The organism is Pseudomonas sp. LBUM1666 (assembly GCF_059695775.1).
Genome location: NZ_CP166789.1, coordinates 3,441,645 through 3,464,986, shown reverse-complemented (window position 1 = coordinate 3,464,986; position 23,342 = coordinate 3,441,645). Strand labels below are relative to the sequence as shown.

20 protein-coding genes are annotated in these 23,342 nt (G+C 60.1%); 13 read left to right on the top strand and 7 right to left on the bottom strand.

The window, feature by feature from the left end; translation table 11 throughout:
* The 4 genes from ACA056_RS15710 to ACA056_RS15695 form a co-directional block, all read right to left on the bottom strand.
* Positions 1-3,021, bottom strand: coding sequence for an EAL domain-containing protein (locus ACA056_RS15710; protein ID WP_497265920.1), 3,021 nt, complete (start codon positions 3,019-3,021; stop codon positions 1-3).
* Positions 3,009-4,124, bottom strand: a complete 1,116-nt coding sequence (locus ACA056_RS15705; protein ID WP_497265918.1) for a substrate-binding domain-containing protein — start codon at positions 4,122-4,124, stop codon at positions 3,009-3,011. Before ACA056_RS15705 ends, ACA056_RS15710 begins: the two co-directional genes overlap by 13 nt.
* Before the next feature lie 374 nt (positions 4,125-4,498).
* Positions 4,499-5,302, bottom strand: coding sequence for a putative hydro-lyase (locus tag ACA056_RS15700; protein WP_497273541.1), 804 nt, complete (start codon positions 5,300-5,302; stop codon positions 4,499-4,501).
* Between the two features lie 91 nt (positions 5,303-5,393).
* Entirely contained in the window at positions 5,394-6,341 is a 948-nt protein-coding gene (locus tag ACA056_RS15695) for a LysR family transcriptional regulator (protein WP_497265916.1), read from the bottom strand.
* Positions 6,342-6,611: 270 nt separating this feature from the next.
* Between ACA056_RS15695 and ACA056_RS15690 the strand changes: the two genes are divergently transcribed.
* The gene (locus ACA056_RS15690) at positions 6,612-7,874 is read left to right on the top strand and encodes an OprD family porin (protein WP_497265914.1); all 1,263 of its coding nucleotides are present in this window, start codon (positions 6,612-6,614) and stop codon (positions 7,872-7,874) included.
* Positions 7,875-8,011: 137 nt separating this feature from the next.
* The gene (locus tag ACA056_RS15685) at positions 8,012-8,227 is read left to right on the top strand and encodes a TOBE domain-containing protein (protein WP_140678013.1); all 216 of its coding nucleotides are present in this window, start codon (positions 8,012-8,014) and stop codon (positions 8,225-8,227) included.
* Between the two features lie 35 nt (positions 8,228-8,262).
* Here the strand turns inward: ACA056_RS15685 and ACA056_RS15680 are convergent, their stop codons facing one another.
* Positions 8,263-9,132, bottom strand: coding sequence for a LysR substrate-binding domain-containing protein (locus tag ACA056_RS15680; protein ID WP_497265912.1), 870 nt, complete (start codon positions 9,130-9,132; stop codon positions 8,263-8,265).
* 252 nt (positions 9,133-9,384) lie between these two features.
* Here ACA056_RS15680 and ACA056_RS15675 point away from each other — a divergent pair, with 252 nt between their 5' ends.
* The 11 genes from ACA056_RS15675 to ACA056_RS15625 all read left to right on the top strand — a co-directional run bounded on the left by ACA056_RS15675 (position 9,385) and on the right by ACA056_RS15625 (position 21,606).
* Entirely contained in the window at positions 9,385-10,227 is an 843-nt protein-coding gene (locus tag ACA056_RS15675) for a transporter substrate-binding domain-containing protein (protein ID WP_497265910.1), read from the top strand.
* Between the two features lie 70 nt (positions 10,228-10,297).
* On the top strand, positions 10,298-11,149 hold the full coding sequence (locus ACA056_RS15670; protein ID WP_497265908.1) for a transporter substrate-binding domain-containing protein: 852 nt from the start codon (positions 10,298-10,300) through the stop codon (positions 11,147-11,149).
* Positions 11,146-12,570, top strand: coding sequence for an FAD-binding oxidoreductase (locus ACA056_RS15665; RefSeq protein ID WP_497265906.1), 1,425 nt, complete (start codon positions 11,146-11,148; stop codon positions 12,568-12,570). Before ACA056_RS15670 ends, ACA056_RS15665 begins: the two co-directional genes overlap by 4 nt.
* Complete coding sequence (locus tag ACA056_RS15660; RefSeq protein ID WP_497265904.1) at positions 12,567-13,778, top strand: aminotransferase class I/II-fold pyridoxal phosphate-dependent enzyme; 1,212 nt, start codon at positions 12,567-12,569, stop codon at positions 13,776-13,778. The genes ACA056_RS15665 and ACA056_RS15660 overlap by 4 nt, the downstream gene beginning before the upstream one ends.
* The gene (locus ACA056_RS15655) at positions 13,775-14,509 is read left to right on the top strand and encodes an amino acid ABC transporter permease (protein ID WP_462050301.1); all 735 of its coding nucleotides are present in this window, start codon (positions 13,775-13,777) and stop codon (positions 14,507-14,509) included. Before ACA056_RS15660 ends, ACA056_RS15655 begins: the two co-directional genes overlap by 4 nt.
* The gene (locus ACA056_RS15650; RefSeq protein ID WP_497265902.1) at positions 14,499-15,287 is read left to right on the top strand and encodes an amino acid ABC transporter permease; all 789 of its coding nucleotides are present in this window, start codon (positions 14,499-14,501) and stop codon (positions 15,285-15,287) included. The genes ACA056_RS15655 and ACA056_RS15650 overlap by 11 nt, the downstream gene beginning before the upstream one ends.
* Positions 15,274-16,110, top strand: a complete 837-nt coding sequence (locus ACA056_RS15645; RefSeq protein ID WP_497265900.1) for an amino acid ABC transporter ATP-binding protein — start codon at positions 15,274-15,276, stop codon at positions 16,108-16,110. The genes ACA056_RS15650 and ACA056_RS15645 overlap by 14 nt, the downstream gene beginning before the upstream one ends.
* Before the next feature lie 17 nt (positions 16,111-16,127).
* Entirely contained in the window at positions 16,128-16,724 is a 597-nt protein-coding gene (locus ACA056_RS15640) for a cysteine dioxygenase family protein (protein ID WP_497265898.1), read from the top strand.
* The gene (locus ACA056_RS15635; RefSeq protein ID WP_497265896.1) at positions 16,721-17,377 is read left to right on the top strand and encodes a glutathione binding-like protein; all 657 of its coding nucleotides are present in this window, start codon (positions 16,721-16,723) and stop codon (positions 17,375-17,377) included. Before ACA056_RS15640 ends, ACA056_RS15635 begins: the two co-directional genes overlap by 4 nt.
* 23 nt (positions 17,378-17,400) lie before the next feature.
* Complete coding sequence (gene metC / locus ACA056_RS15630; RefSeq protein ID WP_497265894.1) at positions 17,401-20,154, top strand: cystathionine beta-lyase; 2,754 nt, start codon at positions 17,401-17,403, stop codon at positions 20,152-20,154.
* A gap of 225 nt (positions 20,155-20,379) precedes the next feature.
* The gene (locus tag ACA056_RS15625; protein ID WP_497265892.1) at positions 20,380-21,606 is read left to right on the top strand and encodes an RtcB family protein; all 1,227 of its coding nucleotides are present in this window, start codon (positions 20,380-20,382) and stop codon (positions 21,604-21,606) included.
* An 82-nt stretch (positions 21,607-21,688) separates the two neighbouring features.
* Here the strand turns inward: ACA056_RS15625 and ACA056_RS15620 are convergent, their stop codons facing one another.
* Together ACA056_RS15620 and ACA056_RS15615 are read right to left on the bottom strand one after the other, a co-directional pair.
* Positions 21,689-22,402, bottom strand: a complete 714-nt coding sequence (locus ACA056_RS15620) for a cupin domain-containing protein (protein WP_497265890.1) — start codon at positions 22,400-22,402, stop codon at positions 21,689-21,691.
* 40 nt (positions 22,403-22,442) lie between these two features.
* Entirely contained in the window at positions 22,443-23,300 is an 858-nt protein-coding gene (locus ACA056_RS15615; protein ID WP_497265888.1) for a GNAT family N-acetyltransferase, read from the bottom strand.
* Positions 23,301-23,342 lie beyond the last annotated feature (42 nt).

The following is a 23,342-nucleotide window of genomic DNA, read 5'->3' as shown; positions in this document are numbered from 1 at the left end:
TTAATGCCCGGGCATTGGACTGCTTGGGCGTTTTACATCACGTTTTCGCCTTACCGGGTCAGGGCTCGCAATGCGGCTCGGTTGAGGCAACCGGGGCGTACGCAGTAACAGACTGATTTCCTCTGCGCTGACCGCTCTGCTGAAAAAGTGGCCTTGAATTTCATCGCAGCCGTTTTCACGCAGGAAGGTTTGCTGCTCTTCGGTTTCGACACCTTCGGCAATGACCTTGAGGTTCAGTTTGTGCCCCAACGATATCACTGCGGTGGCGATGGCTTTGTCGTTCTCGTTGTCGGGCAGGTCGCGCACGAAAGACTGGTCGATCTTGAGTCTCGCGATCGGGAAGCTTTTCAATGCTGCGAGACTGGAATAGCCGGTGCCGAAGTCGTCGATCGAGAGACTGATCCCCATGGATTGCAGTTCCTTCATTTTGCTGATGGCTTGCTGAAGGTCTTGCATGATCAGGCTTTCGGTCAGCTCCAGCTCAAGGTACATCGGGTCCAGTCCGGTTTCTTGCAAGGCATGCCTCACCCGGTCGATCAGGTCCCTTTCGATGAATTGGCGTGCTGAAATATTCACCGACATGGTGATCGGCGGCCAGCCCGCATCCTGCCAGTCCTTGTTCTGTCTGCACGCGGCATGAATCACCCAGTCGCCGATGGGCACGATCAACCCGGTCTCTTCGGCCTGCGGAATGAATTTGATGGGAGACACCATGCCGAGCTCGGGGTGTTGCCAGCGGATCAGTGCTTCTACGCCGATAATCTGACCTGACTGCAAATCCACCTGTGGCTGGTACAGCAGCAGGAACTCGTCATGGTTGAGTGCGTTTCGAAGCCCGTCTTGCATGGCGAGCTTGCCCTGAACCTTGTTATTCATCTCGCTCGTATAGAACTGGTAACTGTTGCGACCCAGCTCCTTGGCCCGGTACATGGCGGCGTCTGCGTTGCTGAGCAACGTGTCGGTATCGCTGCCGTCGGCAGGGTAGGTGGCCAACCCCATGCTGCAGGTGACGTGGAGTGTATGTCCGCTGAGCTGAATCGGCCGCAGGATGGCTTCCTGGATTTTGTGCAGGGCTGGAGTCACGCCGTCGAGGTCTGAGGGCTGGTCGAACAGGATGATCACAAATTCGTCGCCACCCAGTCGCACGACGGTGTCGGTGCGGCGTACACACTCCTGCATGCGCTGGGCGACGGTTTTCAGCAGTTCGTCTCCAGCACTGTGCCCAAGGCTGTCATTCACCAGTTTGAATTTGTCCAGATCGAGAAACACCACCGTCACCAGGCGGTTGTAGCGCTGAGCATAAAGTATTGCCTGCTTGAGACGGTCTTCGAGCAGTGTGCGATTCGGCAGCCCGGTCAGTGCGTCATGGTCGCCCATATAGCGAATGCGCTTTTCGGTCAGTTGGCGTTCTATCGCAATGCCGGCAAGCGGTGTCGCCATGTCGATCAGTCGCGTCTCGGTCGAGCTGGGGCTGCGTACGGTATTGGAATATAAGGCAAACGTACCCAATACCTTTCGCTCATGGGACAGAATCGGCGTCGACCAGCAGGCGCGAAATCCATAGGGCGCAGCGGCTGAACGGTACTCCTCCCACAGCGGGTCCAGCTCGATATCCGTGACGATGACCGGTTCTCGTCGATACACCGCGGTGCCGCATGAACCGACGTTCGGACCGATCGCAATCCCGTCAATGAGCTGGTTATAGGCTTTCGGCAAACTGGGGGCGGCCCCGTGCAGCAGGTGCTTGCCATCCTCATCCAGCACCAGGATGGACACCATCATCCCCTCCAGCTGGGACTCCACCAGGTGAGCCAGGCTGTCGAGAACTTCTGCAAGCTCCGTGCTCCTGGCGATCAGCTCCAGGACATGACGTTGTCCGGTACGGATGACGGCTTCCTTCTCTAATCGGCTGTTTTGCAGGGCGAGCCGCTCTGTGGCGATACTCAATTGGACTGTTCTTTTTTCCAGCTGAAGTCGGTCTTTGAGGAATTGATTCACCGCGCGAGCCATGTTGCCGATCTCGTCCTTTCCATGTTCCGCCATCATCAAATGCGTTTTGTCAGTGTGTTCCTGACGCAATTGCCGGCTGATTTCATTCAGGCGCACGAGCACATGACGGCCCATGAAGACCCGGGTCACGAACCAGGCGAACACCAGGCTGGCGCCCAGCATGATCAGCACCCATTGCTGGCTACGGTTTGAGGCCTCGACCAGGCGCTGCAGGGCTTCGCGATAGTCTTCGGTGTAAGCACTGGATTGCGCACGGGCCACCGCGACCAGAACCCCGGCCTCATGCTTCAGTTCCTCATTGAAACGCTGGATGACGTTGTACTGATTGATGAGCCTCAGGCGCAGGGAGAAGAGATCGGGCATCTCCACATTAGCGTCGGGTAACTTTCCTGCGGTGCGTGACAGGCGCTCATATCGGATCCGCAGCCGTTGCACGGCTTCACTGTCAACAGCCTGTGGCAGATCAAAAAGTAACACCGCCAGTTCCAGGCTGGCCCGGGCCTGAGTCGCGGTTAACCGGGCGGTGTGAGCCTCCATGGTTTGCTCGAAGTTGACCTCGGTTTGCAGCAGGCTTTCTCGCAGCTGCGCAACGATGTTGGCGGTATTGCGGAACATCTGACTCGACTGATGCATGTCGAGTATCGCCACGCCACTGTTCGCGGCAGTCAGCTGCTGCACCAGTTGATCAAGGGCTTCAAGCTGTTCGACGGTCGCCGCATAGCTTGAACGCAGGGTGTCGGGGGAGCGGGTTGTCAGAAGCTGATCGGTCTGGCGTTCGATCAGCAAGGTCCGCTGCAGCATGTCTTGCCCATTTTGCATGCGGACCAGTCGTTCATCCGTCAGCTGGCGGGTGGCGCTGTTTGACGTGCGCAAGGCGTAGACCGCCGTTGCACCACTCGCCAGGATCAGCAGCGCCAGCGTCAGAAACGCCAGTGTGAACTGTGCGCGTAGCGATTGCGGCAATAGCCGGCGTCCGAGCCGGGAAATAACGTCCAATGTCAGGGATTCCATTGGTGGCGATAGATGTCTCGATAGCCATTGTCGGGGTCGTACTGGAATTTCTTCCCGCCGTCGAAGGCAATATTGTCGGCATTGACCAGGTGAATCGGCGCGACGAAGCCGCTCACCGGCTGACCTGCAAACAGCCGGTTCAATTCATCCATCACTTGCCAGCCATGCAGGTTGAGCGGCTCGGCCACGGTGACGGTCTGGTAGGTTTTTGCCTGTATGCGCAAGAAAGCCGAAGCGCTGCCATCACCGGCAGACAACAGACTGATGCCGTCGCTGGGTACTGCGGCGTTGGTCAATGAGGCAATCGAGTAGTCGAAATAGATATCGTTGATGGCCAGCGTGTGGGTCCAGCGCTTGCCATAGCGCTGAAGCAGCTCCTTGGTGATCGCCGGCATCTTCTCGCCACTTTCGGAGATCGCGACATCGCGCACTTCCAGCAACGTACATTCCCGACAGGCCCGAATGACGTTTTCCATGGCCTTGGCTTTCGCCATGGCGATGCTGTACTTGGAGTCAGTCAGGATGACCACGCCGGCCTGTCCGTTTGACTGTGCCACGGCCGCCATGGCCGTGAGGCGAGCCACTTCGAGCGGGTCGGTCGTGACGTTCATGGCCACCGGCGTGCCGTCAATCGGCCCGGGTCGTGCCCCGGCGTGCCAGCCAACCACCGGCACATCCCGTTTGGCGAAGAGCATCAGCGCCGCATTGTTCTCAAGGGCATCGGAGCCGCACAGTATGAGGCCGTCGGGTTTCGCTGCCAGGGCATCGGAAAAGGCCTTTGTGCGCCCGGCCGATGATCCAGCGCCATCGAATATCTTCAGCGTCCAGCCCAGCGCCTTGGCTGCCTCGCGAGCGCCCTGCGCGACACCGACAATGCCTCCGTTACGCAAATCTTCTGCGACAAAGGCGATGCTCTTGCCCCGCAGGGCTTGCGGGCCGGATTCAGGGCCGCTCCAGCGAACGGCTTCGAGGGTGGCCCTGGAAACGATTTCCTGCGCTTGAATCACCGTAACCGTGGCGTTTTCGACACCCGCTGCGGTTGGCAGGTTCTGGCCGAATCCGGGAGTGGCGGTGAAAAGACAGAAAACCGTAATTGAAGCCATCCAGGGTAGCCCGGGCCTGGAGTCGATGGCGCGATCATGGTCTGGCATGGCGTCCCTTTTTGCCAAGAGTGCAGCGTTCACTGTCCGAAAGGATAGTCGGTTCTGCTGTCACCAGGTCTTTTGTGGGTAATGTGCGCGAACTTTAGTCCTGAACATTCAGGAAATGGGGCAGGGTCCGTGGCACAAAACAAGGGACGAAGGCCAATTGCATCGTTGACTACATTGACTGGTTTTACAAGGCTTCGACTTCGCATAAACCCCCGTCAAAAAAAACGGCAGCCAAAACGCGATCCATAGCAGCTGGCGAAGCCTGCATTCGGCGCTACGGATGGTGTCGTTCCTTAACTGATTGGCATTACGGCACACCCACGCTTTTACAAAGCGCTGTTGTACAAATCCGTCACCAGCATGCAACCGGGAGCATGGGTGATGCACAGTGGCGGGCGTGAGGCCTGCACCACCGATTGAGGCGTTACTCCGCACGCCCAGAACACTGGTATTTCGTCAGCTTCAATGGGGACGGCATCGCCGTAGTCCGGGGTGTTGAGCGCGTGGATGCCGATCAGCGACGGATCACCGATGTGCACGGGAGCGCCGTGGACGTTGGGCATGCGTGCGGTGATTTGAATGGCCTGGATAGCGGCGGCGGCTTTCATCGGCCGCATGCTTACCACCAGCTTGCCACCGAGGCGAGCGGTGGGGCGCGTGTCGATGTTGGTCTGGTACATGGCGACATTGCGCCCCAGATCGATGTGCTTGAGGGGGATGCCGGCATCCAGCAACGGTTGTTCGAAGGAGAACGAGCAGCCGATGGCGAAGGCCACCAGGTCATCCTGCCAAAGAGGCTCGATGTCCAGCGGTTCTTCGCTCAGTTCGCCATGGCGATAAACCCTGTATCGGGGCACATCATGGCGAATATCAATGGCTGCTCCGAGATTGCGGAAGTACGGATCGCCCGGTTCGGTAATGTCGAGCAACGGGCAGGCTTGGCGGTTGAGGGTGCAATACCTGAGAAACTCGTTGGCCCAATCACTGGGCAAAATCACGATATTGGCTTGCACCCGGTCTTGGCCCAAGCCGCTGGTGTGACCCTGATAGTGCCCGGCGGCGATGCTTTGACGCAGGGCGAGAGGGGTGCTGCGCTGCAGTTGTTCGAAGGACAGGGCGGGTTGATTCATCATGGCATCTCGGCAGGTTCGTTGACCCTTTTTAGAAAACCGCGGTGATGCCGTCCAACAAGGAATGTTGTTGCCCCCAGACAACTAAAAGTTATTCAGGGGGCCGTCGGTTGTCGAGGCCCGGTGCCGCCACCATGAGCAACGGACCGACATCCGCAGCGTATTGGCAGACCACCTGGCGGCTCATCTCGACGATGTTCTCGATCAGTTCCAGTCCGACCCCCGCACGCCACGAAGCCACGACGTCCAGTTGCGGCAAGCGGCTGCCGGGATCCAGCTGAATCAGCTCGCCGCTGGCCAGGGGTTTGGCCACCAGTGCCGCCGGCAAGGCGCCAATACCGAAGCCGTCACGAATCAGCCGGGTCATGGCCGACACCGAGTTGACGCAACTGACGCGCGGTGCGCCGATGCCATGGGCGTGCAGCAGGTTGAGCACATCCTGATGCGGTCGTGAGTGTTTGACGAAGGTGATGATGCGCTCACCGGCCATCTCGGTGAGCGAGGCATAAGGCCGGGCGTAGATCGAGTTGCTGGCGGCAATCCAGTGCATGGGGTAGTGCGCCAGTTCGAGGTTGCGCACGCTTTCGTGGCGGATCAGGTCCGTCTGGAAAACGATGTCCAGATAGCCCTTTTGCAGTTGCTCGCAGAGATTACGGGCGGCGTCGGCAGTGATCTCGATTTCCACGGCGGGGAAGGTCTGCATCAGGGTCGACATCAACGGGCTGAGCCAGGTGTGAATCACCGTATCCATCACGCCGATGCGCACCAGCCCCTGCTGCGGGCTGGTGTTGTCCAGCGAGTGTTTCAGCGCACGCTGAACCTCGAGCATCTGCTCGGCGTAGTCGAGCACCTTGAGACCTTCGGGCGTCAGCGACACCCCGCGTGAATCGCGTACGAACAGGCGCAGGCCCAACTCGTCTTCCAGCGCGGCGATCCGGCTGGAGATCGCGGCCTGCGTGCTGAACATTTTCTCGGCGGTCAGGCTGAAGCTTTGCAGGCGGGCGACCCAGACGAAGGTTTCGAGGAATTTGAGGTTCATGGCGGTTCCCTTGGCGCTTATGGCTCTTGTAATGAAGGGGCGAGTTGCAATTGTTACTCCAGAGTCCGCCTTCGCGGGCATCAAATTTTCTTATGTATAACCTCGTTTTTTTCCCGTTTGACGCCGTTCTGCCCCGACACGAAGAATCCGCCCCACGACGCAGGTCGCTGCGTCCGCCCCCCCCCACGACAACGCCTTCACAAAAAAACAATGAGGCGTGTCCGTCATCTTCGCTTGCTGCCGCAGAGAACCTCTTCCATGGGAAAAATCATGACTGTCCACGTGCCTTCAAAAGCGGGTCGCACCCGCCCATTCAATGGGTACGCCCCCGCGGGCACATTGCTCGGCCTGAGTCTGCTCTGTGCACCGACCGCTCAGGCGGATTTCGTCGCGGACAGTAAAGGCAGCCTGGAAGCGCGCAACTTCTACTTCAACCGTGATTTTCGCCAGGACGGTTCGCGCGACAAGGCCGAGGAATGGGCGCAGGGTTTTCTGTTGCGGATGGAGTCGGGTTACACCGCGGGCACGTTGGGGTTTGGCCTGGATGTTTTGGGCATGGCCGGTTTCAAGCTGGACTCCGGTGGTGGTACGGCGGGCACCAATCTGTTGCCGCCGAATGGGTCCGGCGGCTCACAGGATCGTTATGGCGAGTTAGGCCTGACGGGCAAGATGCGCGTGTCCAACAGCACCCTGAAGTTCGGCACGTTGCAGATCAAGGACCCGGTGGTGAATTCCAACGACACCCGCCTGCTGCCGGGCACGTTCAAGGGCGGCCTGGCGAATGTGCAGGAAATCGATCGATTGAAGCTCACTGCCGGTCAACTCACGCAGATCAATTTCGTCGACTCCACCGACTATCAAGACATGACCGCCAATCGCATTGGCGGGCAGAGTGACAAGTTTCAGTTTGCCGGGGCGGACTATCAGTTCCTGCCGAACCTGACCGCGCAGTACCGCTACGGCCAGCTGGAAAACATCTACCAGCAAAACTACCTCGGGCTTGTGCACACGCTGGACCTGGGTTCCGGCCAGTCACTCAAGAGCGACGTACGCTATGCGCGCAGCACCGAAGACGGCAACTTTCGTGATCTCGACAACCAGGCTTTCGGTGCGTTGTTCACCTATAGCCTGGGCGGTCATGCGCTGGGCTTTGGCTATCAACGCATGAGCGGCGACGATCCGTTTCCGTATATCGGGCGCAGCGATCCGTACCTGGTCAACTTCGTGCAGATCGGTGACTTCGCCAACATCGACGAACATTCCTGGCAAGCGCGCTACGACTACAACTTTGCCGCACTCGGCGTGCCGGGATTGACCTTCATGACCCGCTACATCTCTGGCGACAATGTGCAACGCGCTGCGCCGGGTGAAGGCAAGGAATGGGAGCGCAACACCGATATCGCTTACGTGGTGCAGGACGGGTCGTTGAAAGGTCTCGGCCTCAAATGGCGCAACGCGTCAGTGCGCTCGAACTTCGGTAATGACCTGGATGAGAACCGCCTGATCGTCAGCTATACCGTGGCGTTGTGGTAAATGCTGGGGCGGACTTTATATTCGATACAGGAATAAGCAAATCGATATTTATTCCTTTTAATATTCGTTCGTGAGGTTCATTTTGAAGGCCTGCACATCCGTGCGGATGTATTCGACATCAGACAGGAAGCCTCATCATGACCATCAAAGCGATCAACGTCCGCAACCAGTTCAAGGGTGTCATCAAGGAAATTGTGACAGGCGAAGTGGTCTCCGAAATCGATGTGCAAACCGCCTCCGGCATCGTCACCTCGGTGATCACAACCCGTTCAGTGCGCGATCTTGAGTTGCAAGTGGGGAGCGAGGTGATTGCCTTCGTCAAATCCACCGAAGTCTCGATCGCCAAGCTCTGAAATGGCCAGGGCTTGAATCCGCGGAGCCGCTCACGTCAAGAAAAGGACAACCCCTGGCTCGCGCGAATCAAGTCATAGGCCTTTCGGGCAATCAAGTTCGCGGTGTTGGGCCTGATCCACAGGTAGTAGGTCACGTCCGGCAGTCGCGGCAATCCGTCATTTTCACCCAGCACACGCATGTCTGGACCGAGCATCTCCATGCTTCGGGGGGTGACACCCAAACCAGCACGTGTCGCCGCCTTGATGCCAATCAGATTCGACGCCAGGTACGCCTGGCGCCAACTGATATTGGCGCGTTCCAGTGCCTCAAGGGCATAGCGCCGGTAGATGCTCGGTTCATCCACGAGGATCAGTGGCAACGGTTCGCCGGGGTTGTGAATGTACCGCGCCGAGCAGATCCACCACACCGGTGAAGTGCGTAAGGCGAAGCCTTCCAGGCTCGGGTCCTGGCGGGTGGAAATCACCATGTCGACCTTGCCCCGGTGCAAGTCGTCCATCAGAAACGGGCTGCGCCCGACATCGATCTCCAGACGCAAGCGCGGTGCCGAGCGGGCGATGTGGCTGAGGATCGGCGGCAGGATGGTGTCGGCAATGTCGTGGGGCGAACCGATGCGCAACACGCCGCTCAAGCTGCTTTCACGCAGGGAGTTCAACGCCTCGTCGTTGAGCGACAGCATCTGTCGGGCATGACGCAGCAACTGCAAGCCGGGTTCGGTGAGTTGCTTTTGTCGTCCGCGCTTTTCGAACAGGCTCACTCCTACTTGCTGTTCCAGGCGTTGCATGTGTTGGGTGACTGATGATTGCGTGCGTGCCAGTTGCGCGCCGGCCTCGGCAAAACTGTGGTGGTCGACGACGGCAATAAAGGTTCGCAGCAATTCGAGATCGAGGGTGGGTGAGGTCGGCATGGCCATTTCCGGGGCTGTTTTTATATCAAGGATGAAAACATAAACATTACGTTTATTTATGTGTTTTTTCTGGTTTTTTCGTTGTTAGATCTTGATCGCCAATAAATACGGGTTTTGTGGAAATACGCTCCCGGTGCGAACACGGGAAGTTATAACGATATTAGATATTTGAATTTCCGTTACTTCAACGCTGTACCTAGGATGCCTCCACATCAGGTCGGGGTACGCCGATCAATCATCAGGGGAAGATCCATGTCGCAAAAGTGCTCAGCCGTTAAACAATTGTTGCCTGTGATGCTGGGCGCCTTGATCTCGCTGGTTGCCAGCACCGGTGCCCGGGCTGATGCAACCCTGGACAAGATCGAGCAACGGCATGTGCTGGTGGTCGGTGTATTGCTGTCCGGCGGCCCGTTCGGCGGGATTGATCCAGCGAGCCAAAAGCCGCGCGGTTTGAATGTCGATCTCGCTCAGGAGCTGGGACGGCAACTGGGCGCCGAAGTGCAACTGGTGCCGGTACTGCCCGCCAACCGCGTGCAGTTTTTGCAGCAGGGCAAAGTCGATTTGCTGATTGCCAACATGGAGTGGACCGCCGAACGCGGCGAGATCCTCGGGTTTGTGCCGACACCGTTCTATCGCGTTGGTGGTTCCGCTGCGGTGCTCAAGGACAGCAAGATCACCCGTTGGGAAGACCTGAAAAACCAACCGGTCTGCACGTCGCAGGGCAGCAGCTACATCAAGCCGCTCACCGAGTTGGGCGTTGAGATCAAAGCCTTCAAGAGCTCTTCGGAATCCTTGCTGGCCCTGCGCGGCAACAATTGCGTCGCGGCAGTGCATGACGCCACGCTGATCAATCCGCTGCTCGCCGGCACCGCCGAATGGCAGGGCTATCGCGCGCTTACACCGGAGCTCAACCCCGCGCCGTCGGTGATCTGGACCCGCCCCGGAGAAAGCGATACCCAGGCCAAGCTCGATCCGATCGTCAAGGAACTGCACCGCAGCGGCTGGTTGATTGAGGCCCAGACCCGCAACCAAATCACCCCCGCATCACCCGCTCTGGTGGAACTGCAGAAACAGTTCCAGGCCAACGGCGCCTGACCCCGGTTCTCCACCTCATCGTTTTCAACAGACCGTCCTTTTGCCGGGCGGTCGTTCAAGGTAGTCGTGCATGAACCGTTATTTTTCCGCCAGAACCCTGACCACGCTTTGCCTCGCCTGGTCCGCCGCGTTAGGCGCCAGCCTTGCCCAGGCCGATGCCACGCTGGACAAGATCGAGCAACGCCACGCCATTAGTGTCGGGGTGATTCTCAGTGGTCCGCCATTCGGCACCATCGACCCGAAGAGCGGCGAACACCTGGGCTACAACGTTGAACTGGCCAAAGGCATCGCCAAGGCATTGGGGGTCGAAGCGAAGACCGTTTCGGTACTGGCGCCCAACCGCGTGCAGTTCCTGCAACAGGGCAAAGTCGACATCCTGATCGCCAATATGCAGTTCACCGAAGAACGCGGCGAGATTCTCGATTACGTGCCCACACCTTATGAAGAAGTGGGCGGCGCCGCGTTGATTCGCAAAGGCGCTGGCGTGACTCAATGGGCTGATCTCAAGGGCAAGTCGGTGTGCGTGTCCCAGGGCAGCAACTTCATCAAGCCCTTGCAGGAAACCTACGGCGCAGAGATCAAGGCGTTCCGCAGCCAATCCGAATCGTTGTTGTCGCTGCGCGGTAATGGTTGCGTGGCGGCGGTGCATGTCAGCCCGACCATGCACGCGCTGTTGAGCGATGCCGAGTGGGCTGATTATGAAATCCCGCTGCCGGGTGATTTGATCCCGTCGAACTCGGTGATCTGGCTGCGCAAAGGCGAACACGATACCCAGGCAAAACTGGATGCCATCGTGCGCGACTGGCACCGCAGCGGCTGGCTGATCGAATTGGGCGAGCGCACCGGTATGACGCCGTCCCAGGCATTGCGTGATCTGCATGAGCAGTACCGCAACGCGACTCCGCTGGCGTCGCAACCATGAGTTCGCCGTTGTTTGTTGCGTTGCAGCAACTGCTCGGCCCCAGTCATGTGCAGAGCAGCGAAGAGGCCGCACACTACCTGACCGACAAACAGGGCCGTTACATCGGGCAGGTCATCGCTGCGGTGCATCCGGCGAACACCGAGGAAGTCGCGGCCGTGGTTCGCGCTTGCGTGGATTGTGATACGCCGGTGGTGGTGCAGGGTGGCAACACCGGATTGATGGGCGGCGCGACCCCGGATGTCAGCGGCCGAACGGTGTTGCTATTGCTTGATCGTCTGAATCGAGTGCGGACGGTGGACACCGACAACGACACCCTGACCGTCGAAGCGGGCTGCATTCTGCAAACCGTCCAGGACGTTGCCCGTGACGCCGGCCGGCTGTTTCCCCTGAGCCTGGGCGCCGAAGGCAGTTGCACCATCGGTGGCAATCTGGGCACCAATGCCGGCGGCACCGCGGTGCTGCGTTATGGCAATACCCGCGAGCTGACCCTGGGTCTGGAAGTGGTCACCGCCGAAGGTGAAATCTGGAATGGCCTGCGCGGGTTACGCAAGGACAACACCGGTTACGACTTGCGCGACCTGTATATCGGCAGCGAAGGCACCCTCGGCATCATCACCGCCGCGACCCTGAAACTCTTCCCGCTGCCCAAGGCTCAGGCGACGGCACTCTTGGCCTTCAACTCCCTGGACCAAGCGGTGCAATTGCTGTCCCATGCCCGCGCCGGTTTCGGTGCCAGTCTCACCGCGTTCGAACTGCTCAGTGCCGACTGCCTCGCGCTGCTGCGCGAGCAATTCCCCGAAGGTCCGCAACCTTTTCTCCGTGCTGATCAGCCTTGGTTTGCACTGTTGGAACTGTCCGACAACCACAGCGAAGCCCATGCCCGCCAAGCTTTTGAAGAAGTGCTGGGGGAGGCCTTCGAGCACGAGTTGCTGGCCGATGCGTTGATCGCCGAAAGCCTGGCCCAAAGCGAAGCCCTGTGGCTGTTGCGGGAGAACATGAGCGAGGCGCAGAAGCGCGCCGGTCGCAACATGAAGCACGACATTTCAGTACCGATTTCCCAGGTCGTGGCGTTTGTCGCCCACACCGATGCGTTGTTGCAGGCGCATTTCCCCGGTGTCCGTCACTTCACCTTCGGCCATCTGGGCGACGGCAACCTGCACTACAACGTTGCTCATCCGCTTGATTCGACGGTCGAGGCGCATATGGCTAACTACGCGGCGCTCAGCTTGCTGGTTCATGACAGTGCCCATGCCCATGGCGGTTCGATCAGCGCCGAACATGGCATCGGCCAGCGCAAACGGGACATGCTCGGGCGCTACAAAAGCCCGGTGGAGCTCGACCTGATGCGCCGCATCAAACAGGCGCTGGACCCGAAAAATCTGCTCAATCCGGGCAAGGTATTGGAGGTGATTCAGTCATGAGTCTTCGTCTGTCCAAGCGCGTTCAGCGCGTCTCACTGTCGGCCAATGCCGCCGCGAAATCTCAAGCCACGGCGTTGCGTGATGCCGGTCGCGACATCCTCGATCTGACCACCGGCGAGCCGGATTTCGATACCCCCGAACACATCAAACAGGCCGCTTATGCCGCCATCGCCGCCGGTGCCACCAAGTACACCCCGACGCCTGGCGTAAAAGCCCTGCGTGTCGCGGTGCAACGCAAACTCCAGCAGGAAAACCATCTGGACTATCCGCTGGAATCGATCGTGATTGCCAACGGGGCGAAGCAAATCATCTTCAATGCCTTCGCCGCGACCCTCGACGACGGCGATGAAGTGCTGGTGCCGACGCCGTACTGGCCGTCCTTCCCGGATAGCGTGCGCTTCAATGGCGGCGAGCCGGTGTTTATCGAGTGCGCACTGGCGCAGGGTTGCAAGCTCACCGCAGAACATCTGGCCCAACACATCGGCGAGCGGACTCGCTGGTTGATTCTCAACGGTCCCGGCAACCCCAGCGGCGCGGTGTACAGCGCGGCCGAGCTGCAAGCCCTGGCCGAGGTGCTGCGTCGCCATCCGCAGGTGCTGATTCTGTTGGATGAACTCTACGAACATATCCGCTTTGACGGTCAACCCGCACAGAGCCTGCTCAACGTCGCGCCGGACTTGCAGCCGCGCTGCCTGCTGGTGGGCAGTGTGTCCAAGACGTACGCCATGACCGGGTGGCGTATCGGTTTCGGAGCCGGGCCGCAAACGCTGACCAACGCCATGGCGGTCGTGCAATCGCAATCCACGTCGGGGGCTTCTTCGGTGGGACAAGCCGCGGCGTTGGCGGCCTTCGAGGGTGGTCTGGATTTCTTGCCCGAGCAGGTGGCGGCCTATCAGCAACGTCGGGATTTACTGGTGAGCGCCTTGCGTAAAGTGGAAGGTATCGAGGTACTCGAACCCCAAGGTGGTTTCTTCGTGTTTGTCCGCTGCGCCGGGTTACTGGGACGTTATCGCCCGGACGGCGAATGCCTTAACAGCGACGCCGATGTCGTGGCGTATTTGCTGGAGGAGGGCGTGGCCGGTGTGGCGGGCAGCGCTTATGGCTTGTCGCCGTGGTTTCGCCTGTCCATCGCCACGGCGACCGACAGCGTTGTCGAAGCCGGACGTCGCATCGCTCACGCCTGCGCGAAATTGCGGGGCGAACCATGAGTCATTGGCTGGAGCTTTTCGTCCACTGGACTGCCGGGTTCGGCCTGAACTACGGTTTTCTGCTGGACGCCTATCAACGCGGAACCCTGGAGCAGGGGGCGCTAACCACGGTGCTGCTCTGCCTGTTCACCATTGTCGGCAGCCTGCTGGCAGGTGTCGGATTGGCGGCGATGCTGACCTCTGGAAAACCCTGGCTGGCAAAACCGGCACGCATATTTGTTGAGGTCACCCGCAACACGCCGACCCTGGTGCAGCTGTATTGCGCCTTCCTGGTGCTGAACATGCTGCTGACTCAGGCCGTCGGCGCGGCCAACCCGCTAACGCCGTTCGCCTGGGTGGTGATCGTGATCTCGTTGCACAAGGGCGCGTTCCATGCCGAAGCCTTGCGCGCCGGCATCGAGGCGGTGCCGACCGTGACGCTGGAAGCGGCCAGTTCGCTGGCGTTCAGCAGCCGCCAGTTGCTGTGGAATGTGCAACTGCCATTGGCCCTGCGTTTTGCCTTGCCGTCGCTGATCAACAACCTGATCGACCTGGTGAAGATGACTGCGGTGGCCTCGGCCATTGCCGTGGGGGACATCACCTACGCGGCGATCATGATCTGGACCCAAAGCGACAACGTGCTGGAGCTGATGATTCTGATCCTGAGTTTTTTCGGCCTGCTGAGTTTTATCGTCAATTGCGTGGGGCGCTACCTTGAAGCGCGCCTGAGGATGCCCGGCTATGGCCATTGAATCGTCTGTCACCGCTCCGGTGGCCTGGCCGCGGCGGCATGTCGGCAAGCTGCTGTTGTTGATGTGCGTCGTACTGTGGCTGGTGTATGTCGCCCCGCACAGCCCGGTGTTCAAGGCCTTGCTGCAATGGTCGCCGGCGCTGGCCGTAGGCTTTGGCCAGAACATACTGATCAGTCTCGTCGCCATCGGCCTGGGGTCGTTGCTGGGGCTGTTGGTGGGCGCATTGGCGCTATCCCCGCTGCGACTTTTACGCTTGCCGGCACGGATCTGGGTGCAGGTTTTCCGCAATGCGCCGTGGCTGGTGCTGATCTATTTCACCACCTATGTGTTCCCGTTCGAGATCCACATCGGCAGTGCCTATGTCTCGTTTCCGGACTGGGTCAAGGTCACCCTCGGCCTGGCCTTGCCAGCGAGTGCCAACGTCGCGGAAATTTTCCGTGGCGCCATTGCCTCGATCCCCAGTACCCAATGGGAAGCCGCACGTTCCCTGGCGTTCACCCGCGGGCAGATTTTCCGTTCGATCATTCTGCCGCAGTGTTTCAAGCGCATGTTGCCGCCGTGGATGAACCTGTATGCGGTGATCACCATGGGCACCGCGCTGGCGTCCCTGGTGGGCGTGCATGACGTGATCGACACCGCGCAAATCGCCAGCAACACCGTGAACATGACCGGTTTTACCGTGGTGATTTACCTGAGCCTGCTGGTGCTGTTCTTTGCCTATTGCTACCCGATTTCCCGACTCACCCAACGCCTGGAGCGACGCTATGCCTTCTACTGAAACCGTCGCCGAGCCCCTGGTCAGTCTGCGCGACCTGCACCTGTCGTTTGGCACTAACCCGGTGCTCAAAGGCATCGACCTCGACGTGCACCGTGGCCAGGCCGTGTCGATCATAGGCCCGTCCGGCTCCGGAAAATCGACCATCCTGCGCTGCATCACCGGGCTGTTGCAGCCCCAGCGCGGCAGCATCCGCGTCGGCGCGACAGAGGTTCACACCCTGGCCCACGAAGCCCAGCGCATCGAGTTGCGCAAGCGCGTGGGGTTTGTGTTCCAGCAGTACAACCTGTTCCCGCATTTGTCGGTGCTGGAAAACCTGGTGATTGCCCCGCGCAAGGTGTTGGGTCGCAACCGGATTGACGCCGAGAAAGACGCCCGTGCCTTGTTGGCCAAGGTGCGTATGGAACACAAGGCCGATGCCTATCCGGGTCAGCTCTCGGGCGGTCAGCAACAACGGGTGGCGATTGCCCGCGCCCTGGCGATGCGTCCGGAACTGATTCTGTTTGATGAGGTGACCTCGGCCCTCGATCCGGAAACCGTCGGCGAGGTGCTGACGGTGATTCGCGAGCTGACCGAAGAGGGCATGACCTGCGTGCTGGTCACCCACGAAATGCGTTTTGCCGAAGAAATCAGCGACATCGTCTACTTCACCGAGAACGGCGTGATCGTCGAGCACGGCAGTGCCGCGCAGATCTTTCAGCACCCCACCAGCGAGCGCACCCAGGAGTTTTTGCGTCACGCCCTGGGTGATCCGGGACGCCGGCCGCCCATCGCCAATGATCCGTATCTGTTGACCAACCTGAGCCGTTACAGCCTGTCCGTCTAATACCGAGGAGCCTGTTCATGAGTACCGTTAACCGTGCCGCCGTCATCGAGGATTTCCTGAAGAAAATCCGCGTCATCCATCAACGGGGCGTCGACCGTGCCGCGCTGGTGGAAATCGTTTCCTTGCTTGAAGTCCTGGCCGAGCGCCGCGATCTGTTCAATTTCGACGAGTTCCCGGCGCCGGTGCCGGGGCAGGGCAGCACCGCGTTTCGCTACCGTCTCAATGACGATGGCGACACCCCGACGCTGTACCTGAACTCGTTGTTGCCGGGCAAAAGTACGATCCCTCATAACCATGAAACCTGGGCGATCATCAGCGCGGTCGAAGGCCAGGAAATCAACTACGTCTACCGTCGTGATGACGAAGGCCGCGAGCTCGGTTTCACCACCTTGCACCTGGAAAAAGAAGTGATCGTGCAACCCGGCACCTCCATCTCGTTTCTCGGCGAAGACCTGCATGGCATTCGTGTCGAAGGCGAGCAGGCGACCCTGCATTTCCACCTGTACGGTTTGCCGCTGGAGTCCCTCAACGGCCGCTACGGCGTCGAAGCCGACGGGCGCATTCTCAATTACAACGCCTCGCATATGGCGCCGTCGATCAAGGCCTACGCATGATCGATCTGTATTACTGGCCGACTGGCAACGGGCTGAAGATTGGCATCCTGCTTGAAGAGCTGGAACTTGAGTACCGCCTGCTGCCAGTCAACATCCGTGAAGGCGAGCAGAAGCAGGCAGCGTTCCAGCGCATCAGCGCCAATGGACGGATTCCGGCGATTGTCGACCATGCGCCGCAGGGCTTGAGCGAGCCGCTGAGCCTGTTCGAGTCCGGCGCCATCCTCAATTACCTGGCCGACAAGGCCGGGCGTTTCCTGCCGGCGGCCGGCAGTGCCGAGCGGCAAAAAGTTCAGGAATGGCTGTTCTGGCAGGTGGGGCATATCACCCCGTACCTGAGCCAGTTGCAGCTGTTCAAGGAGAAGGCACCGGAGCCGATTACGTTCGCCCTGGACCTGCTCAATGCCGAAGCGACGCGCCTGTACAAGGTTCTGGAGGCGCGCTTGTCCGAAGTGCCCTTTGTCGCGGGGGAATATTCCATCGCCGACATGGCGATTTTTCCGTGGATTCAACCGTTGCGACAGGGCCAGGACCTGGCGGACTTTCCGTATATCCATGCCTGGCGCGAACGCCTCAAGGCGCGACCGGCCGTTCAGCGTGCGTACGCGAAGGGCCGGGAAGTCGCGGCCAATGAGCGCTCTCTGGCGCTTCAATAACTCTTTTTTCAAACGGGACTCCCATGAGCCAGACCGTAACTCCAGGGCAACTGCAGCAGTGGCTGTTCGACGGGCAGGAAATTGCCCTGTTTGACGTGCGCGAGCACGGCCAATATGGCGAAGCCAACCTGTTTTTCGGGGTGAACTTGCCCTATAGCCGTCTGGAGCTGGAGGTCCGGCGTCTGGCGCCGAATCCTCAGGTTCGGCTGGTGATCTATGACCAGGACGGCGGGGATGTCTCGGCGCGTTCCGCTCAACGACTGCAGGCGCTCGGATATAGCCAGGTACATGTGCTCGACGGCGGTGCTGATGGCTGGCAGGTCGCCGGTTTTCAGTTGTTTGCCGGCGTGCATGTGCCCTCAAAGGCCTTTGGTGAATTGGTGGAAGAGGCCAGCCATACGCCGCATGTCACCGCGAAACAACTGGCCGAATGGCAAACCCGGGGCGAGCCGCTGGTGGTGCTTGACGGTCGGCCGTTCGATGAGTACCGCAAGATGACCATTCCCGGTTCGGTGTGCTGCCCGAATGGCGAGCTGGGTTATCGCGTCCACGATCTGGTGCCGGACGAAAGCACGCCGATCGTGGTCAATTGTGCCGGCCGGACCCGCAGCATTATCGGGGCCCAGACGTTGATCAATCTGGGGTTGAAGAATCCGATCTACGCGCTGGAGAACGGAACCCAGGGTTGGTATCTGGAAGATTTTCAGCTGGAGCATGACAGCACCCGACGTTATGCCGAGGAGGTCTCGACCGGCACGTTACCGGGGCAGCGACTCGCTGCTGCGCAACTGGCAGAGCGGGCTGGCGTGAAGACCGTTGAGGCTGCGCAGGTTGAGCAATGGGTCAAGGAGGCCGGTCGCAGTCTGTTTTTGTGCGATGTGCGCACCGCCGAAGAATTTGCTGCGGGCAGTCTGGCCGGTGCGCAACACACACCGGGCGGGCAGTTGATTCAATCCACCGATCTGTATGTCGGCGTGCGTCAGGCGCGGTTGGTACTGCTCGACAGTGATGGCGTGCGCGCGCCGATTGTTGCCAGTTGGTTGCGGCAATTGGGGCATGAAGCGTATGTCCTGAAGGGCGGCGTGAGCAGCAGCCTGGCGTTGACCGCTGTCGAAGTTGCTGCTCACGAGGCGTTGCCTTCGATCACTGTACTGGCGCTGGCTGATGCGCTGAAGGACGACGCCGTTGCGCTGATTGACCTGCGACCGAGCATGACTTATCGCAAAGGTTATATCGCTGGCTCGCGCTGGTCGATTCGCTCGTTGCTGGCGTCTGAGGTGGCCGGTGAGCAGCGGCCACTGGTGTTGGTCGCCGATGATCCTTTGCTGGCCGCTTTCGCGGCGCTGGAATTGCCCGAAGCCCAGCGTCTGCACGTCCGTCTGCTGGACGGCGGCCTCGATGCCTGGCGTGCGGCGGGCCTTGCCGTGCAGGAATCCGCGAATACACCGCCCGATCAACAGTGCATCGATTTTCTGTTCTTCACCCACGACCGTCACGCCGGCAACAAGGACGCAGCGCGTCAGTACCTGGCCTGGGAAATCGGTTTGCTGGCGCAGATGAGCGACGACGAGATCGCCAGTCTCAAGCCGCTGCGCGTCACAGTGCCCCGCGATGCCCGGGTGCGTACGCGTCTGGTCCATTCGGCGCGTACCGAGCAGGGCGGTGGCGGTCGGGCAGTCAACGTGCCGGTCACGCGGTTGAGCACGGTGCTGTTCGATAACCTGGCGCAAATGCGCGATGCCCGTGCACGCCGTGATAGCGAGCGAGTCTTGAGCTATGGCGCCCGAGGCAATCCGACGGCCTTCGCCCTGGAAGATCTGGTGACGGAGCTGGAGGGTGGTTACCGCACTCGCTTGTTCGGCACCGGGCTGGCGGCGATCGCGCAGACCTTCCTGGCCTACCTGCGGCCCGGCGATCACGTTCTGATCAGCGACGCGGTCTACGCGCCCGTGCGACGGCTGGCCCGGGAGTTTCTTCAGCCGTTCGGCATACAGGTCACCTACTTCGCGCCGGATGGCAGCGGTCTGCAGGCGCAGCTGCAAGCCAACACCAAAATGGTCTACACCGAAGTGCCGGGCTCCTTGCTGTATGAACTCTGCGACTTGCCGGCGATCGCCGCCCTGTGCAAACCGCGAGGCATTCTCCTGGCCGTCGACAACACCTGGGGCTCGGGTTACCTGTACCGACCGCTGACCCTCGGCGCGGACATCTCGATCATGGCGTTGACCAAGTACCTGTGTGGCCACAGCGACGTGGTCATGGGCAGCGTCTGCACCCGCGAAGAAGTCTGGAAGCCGCTGGCGTCCATGGGCGACACCTTTGGCGCCACCGTCAGCCCCGACGACGCCTATCTGGTGCTGCGCGGCGCGCGAACCCTGGCGCCGCGACTGGAAGTGCACGAGCGCCAGGCGCTTGAAATCGCGCATTGGCTGCAAGCGCAGCCGCAGGTGAAACGGGTGTTCCATCCGGCGTTACCCGGGCATCCCGGTCACGCCCTGTGGCAGCGCGATTTCAATGGCAGCAACGGTTTGCTGTCCTTTGAGCTGCTTGATGCGGACCCTTTCTACGTCGAACGCTTTATTGATTCGCTGCAGTTGTTTGGGCTTGGCGCTTCCTGGGGCGGCTACGAAAGCCTGATTACCGTTGCCGATACCACGGATCGCGACAGTGCTGCGGATCGTTCATTGAATCCGGTGCTGCGCTTGCATATCGGGCTGGAGGATGTCGAGGCGTTGATTGAGGACCTGCAGCGCGGGTTTGCAGCTATGGATAACTAGGTTCCACCGCCAACAGTTGAAAGGGTGCCTATTCGTTACTCCAGCAGAACCCATAAAAAACGCCGCTCACTGAGCGGCGTTTCTGTTATCGGTGAGTAAATAAATTTGCCCCCTTTTTCCCGCGAAGTAGGAAAATCAAAGCTGGCGCGTCGGCTGCTAATACCTTTTTCACCTCAGGCGCCAGAACAACGCCGAACAATCGGTAAATAGAAAATAATCAAAATCATGCAAGCACATACCTACCAACTGCTGGAAGTCGCCAACGGCAAACCGATCAAGCTCTGGACCGAAGGCGTGCCGGTAGAAAACGAAGCCAGACAGCAATTGATGAACACCGCCAAGATGCCGTTCATCTTCAAGCATCTGGCGGTGATGCCTGATGTTCACCTGGGCAAGGGCTCGACTATCGGCAGTGTGATTCCCACGGTCGGCGCGATCATTCCGGCCGCTGTTGGGGTGGATATTGGCTGCGGGATGATCGCCGCGTGCACGTCGCTGACCGCCAGCGATTTGCCGGACAACCTGCATGGCTTGCGTTGTGCGATCGAGAAAGCGGTGCCCCATGGCCGCACCGGGGGGCGCGGTGCTCGGGACAAGGGTGCCTGGGACAGCGTTCCGCATCAGGCGGATCGGGCCTGGGCGGCACTGGACTCGCGGTTCAAGGCGATCACCGGCAAGTACCCGAAACTCGCCAACACCAATAACCGTGGGCACTTGGGCACGCTGGGCAGCGGGAACCACTTCATCGAGGTGTGCCTGGATGAAACCGACCGGGTCTGGTTCATGCTGCACAGCGGTTCCCGTGGCGTCGGCAACGCTATCGGCAACCTGTTCATTCAAATGGCTCAGGCGGATATGCGTCAGCACCTCGCCAATCTGCCGGACCGTGACCTGGCTTACTTTAAAGAGGGCAGCCGGCACTTCGATGACTACGTCGAAGCGGTTGGCTGGGCTCAGGACTTCGCCAGGCAGAACCGTGCATTGATGATGCAATCGGTGATTCAGGCGACCCGAAAAGTGATCAGCAAGCCCTTCGAGGTGGCGCTGGAAGCGGTGAACTGCCACCACAACTACGTGCAGAAAGAGCGGCATTTTGGTCAGGATATTCTGGTCACCCGCAAAGGCGCGGTATCGGCCAAGAAGGGCGAGTTGGGGATTATTCCGGGGTCGATGGGCGCCAAAAGCTTCATCGTCCGCGGGCTGGGTAACGAGGATTCCTTCTGCTCCTGCAGCCACGGTGCCGGCCGCACCATGAGTCGTACCAAAGCGAAAAGCCTGTTTACCGTCGAAGATCAGATCCGTGCCACCGCCCACGTGGAGTGCCGCAAAGATGCTGCCGTCATCGATGAAATTCCGATGGCCTACAAGGACATCGACCACGTCATGCACGCCCAGCGCGAGCTGGTGGAAGTGCTGCACACCTTGCGTCAGGTGGTGTGCGTAAAAGGATAGGAAAAATGGGCACGCGTTCATCGCCGCAGCAGTGGAGCGTGCCCTTTCCAAACTACCGCGTACTCAGGAAGACACTACGCCACTACTTCACCGCATAGAACTTGCGCACATACCGCGTACTTTTCCACGCGCACGCTGCACCGAGCGGCACAAACACGCTGTCGCCGGTGTTGACCTCCACGCTCGTTCCATCAGGCGCCAGCAGGGTGACACTGCCTTCGATCAGGTTCATCAGCTCATGGAGTTTGTGCGGGCGGCCGTGACGCTCATACGGTGTCGAATCCCAAACGCCGACGCGCAGTTGGGTGGCGTTGTCTTCGAAGGCGTTGTGTGACCGGCACTGCGGTGTCGGCCCGATCAAAATCTGCGGTTCCGGTGCAGCCGAAGGCGAGAGTAGGTCCCGCGGGTCGAGCGCGGTCAGGCCCGGTATCGGGTTTGCGCTGGGGCTGGTGACGGCACAAAACGCCCAGCATGTATCGGTTTGAGCCTGGATTCGCAGCGCTGTACCGCGACCAATCACGGCGCTGACGCCGACACCCAGTTCCAGCGTCTGCTCCTCGGATTGCAGCACGACGTGGCCGGCGTGGACCACGATCACTTCGGTGTGCGGAAAGTCATCGCTATCGAGCGTTCCGCTGGCGTGCACGATGCCCGCTGACACGCCGTCCGGGCCGTTGTAGGCCAACTGGCGACCGTCCTTGAACGGATCGAAAGCACCCAAAGACGCTGCTGTAAAAGACGTGGTAACGCGGCTGCCGTCGGCGCGAGCCAACAGCAGAACGGTAGGTTCAGACATACGGGTGACGCTCCATAAAAAAGACTGTGAGGGATAGCGATCAGCCAATGGCTTGAGTCACCAATGCGAACTGCTGGACGCCATTGGCTGTTTGCGGTGGAGTGCCCTTGGCCATTTGTGCCACGGTATCGACCGGCTTCAAACCCGCCGACTCCAGCCATTCGGCCAGGCCGCTGTCTGCCGGAATGTCGATGCGTACGAAGGCGTCTGGTATTTGCGCCAGCAACACGGCGATCAGGTGTTTGGCCTGTTCGAGATTTTCGGCGACGACCGGGCCGATGCAACGACCACGGCCGAAGGGGCGCAGCAAGGCGAAGGCGCGTAACTGGCCGTCGCGTTCGATCCCCACCGAATGCTCGACCACCTCGAACAGATCGGTGAGCACCGCTTTGCGATCCAGCCCGCTGCCGGCGTTGGCCAAAGCCAGCACGCGAGCCTGATCAGCCGCGTCCAGCGCACGGCAACGTTCGCTGTCGGCCAGTGCGGCGGGTGCAGGTGCATTGACGTTGCCCTGATGCTGCTGAATCCGGCCGAATTCGACAAAGCCCTGGCTGGCGTAAAGCGGTGCGCCGGCCAATGTGGCGTTGAGCATCGGGGTGCGTGACTGGCAGGCATCCAGCGCCTGTTCCATGAGCTTGCGGCCGATGCCCTTGCCTTGATAGTCATCACTGACGATCACCAGGCCAATGGTGGTGAAGCCACCCTGGGGGCAGGCGAAAGCCGTGCCGATCAGACGCTCGCCATCGAGCACCACAAAGCCGTCGCTGACCCGTTGCAACATGGCCCAGTCGTCCAGGCGATGGGGCCACTTCAACTGCACGGACAAGGCATGGGCCGAGGGCAGGTCGGCGGCCGTCATCGGCCGATAGACATAAGCAGGTTGTTGCAAGGCGGACATGGCGAGTCTCCGTTGGACAGTGTGCGCGAGCGACCGGATTTC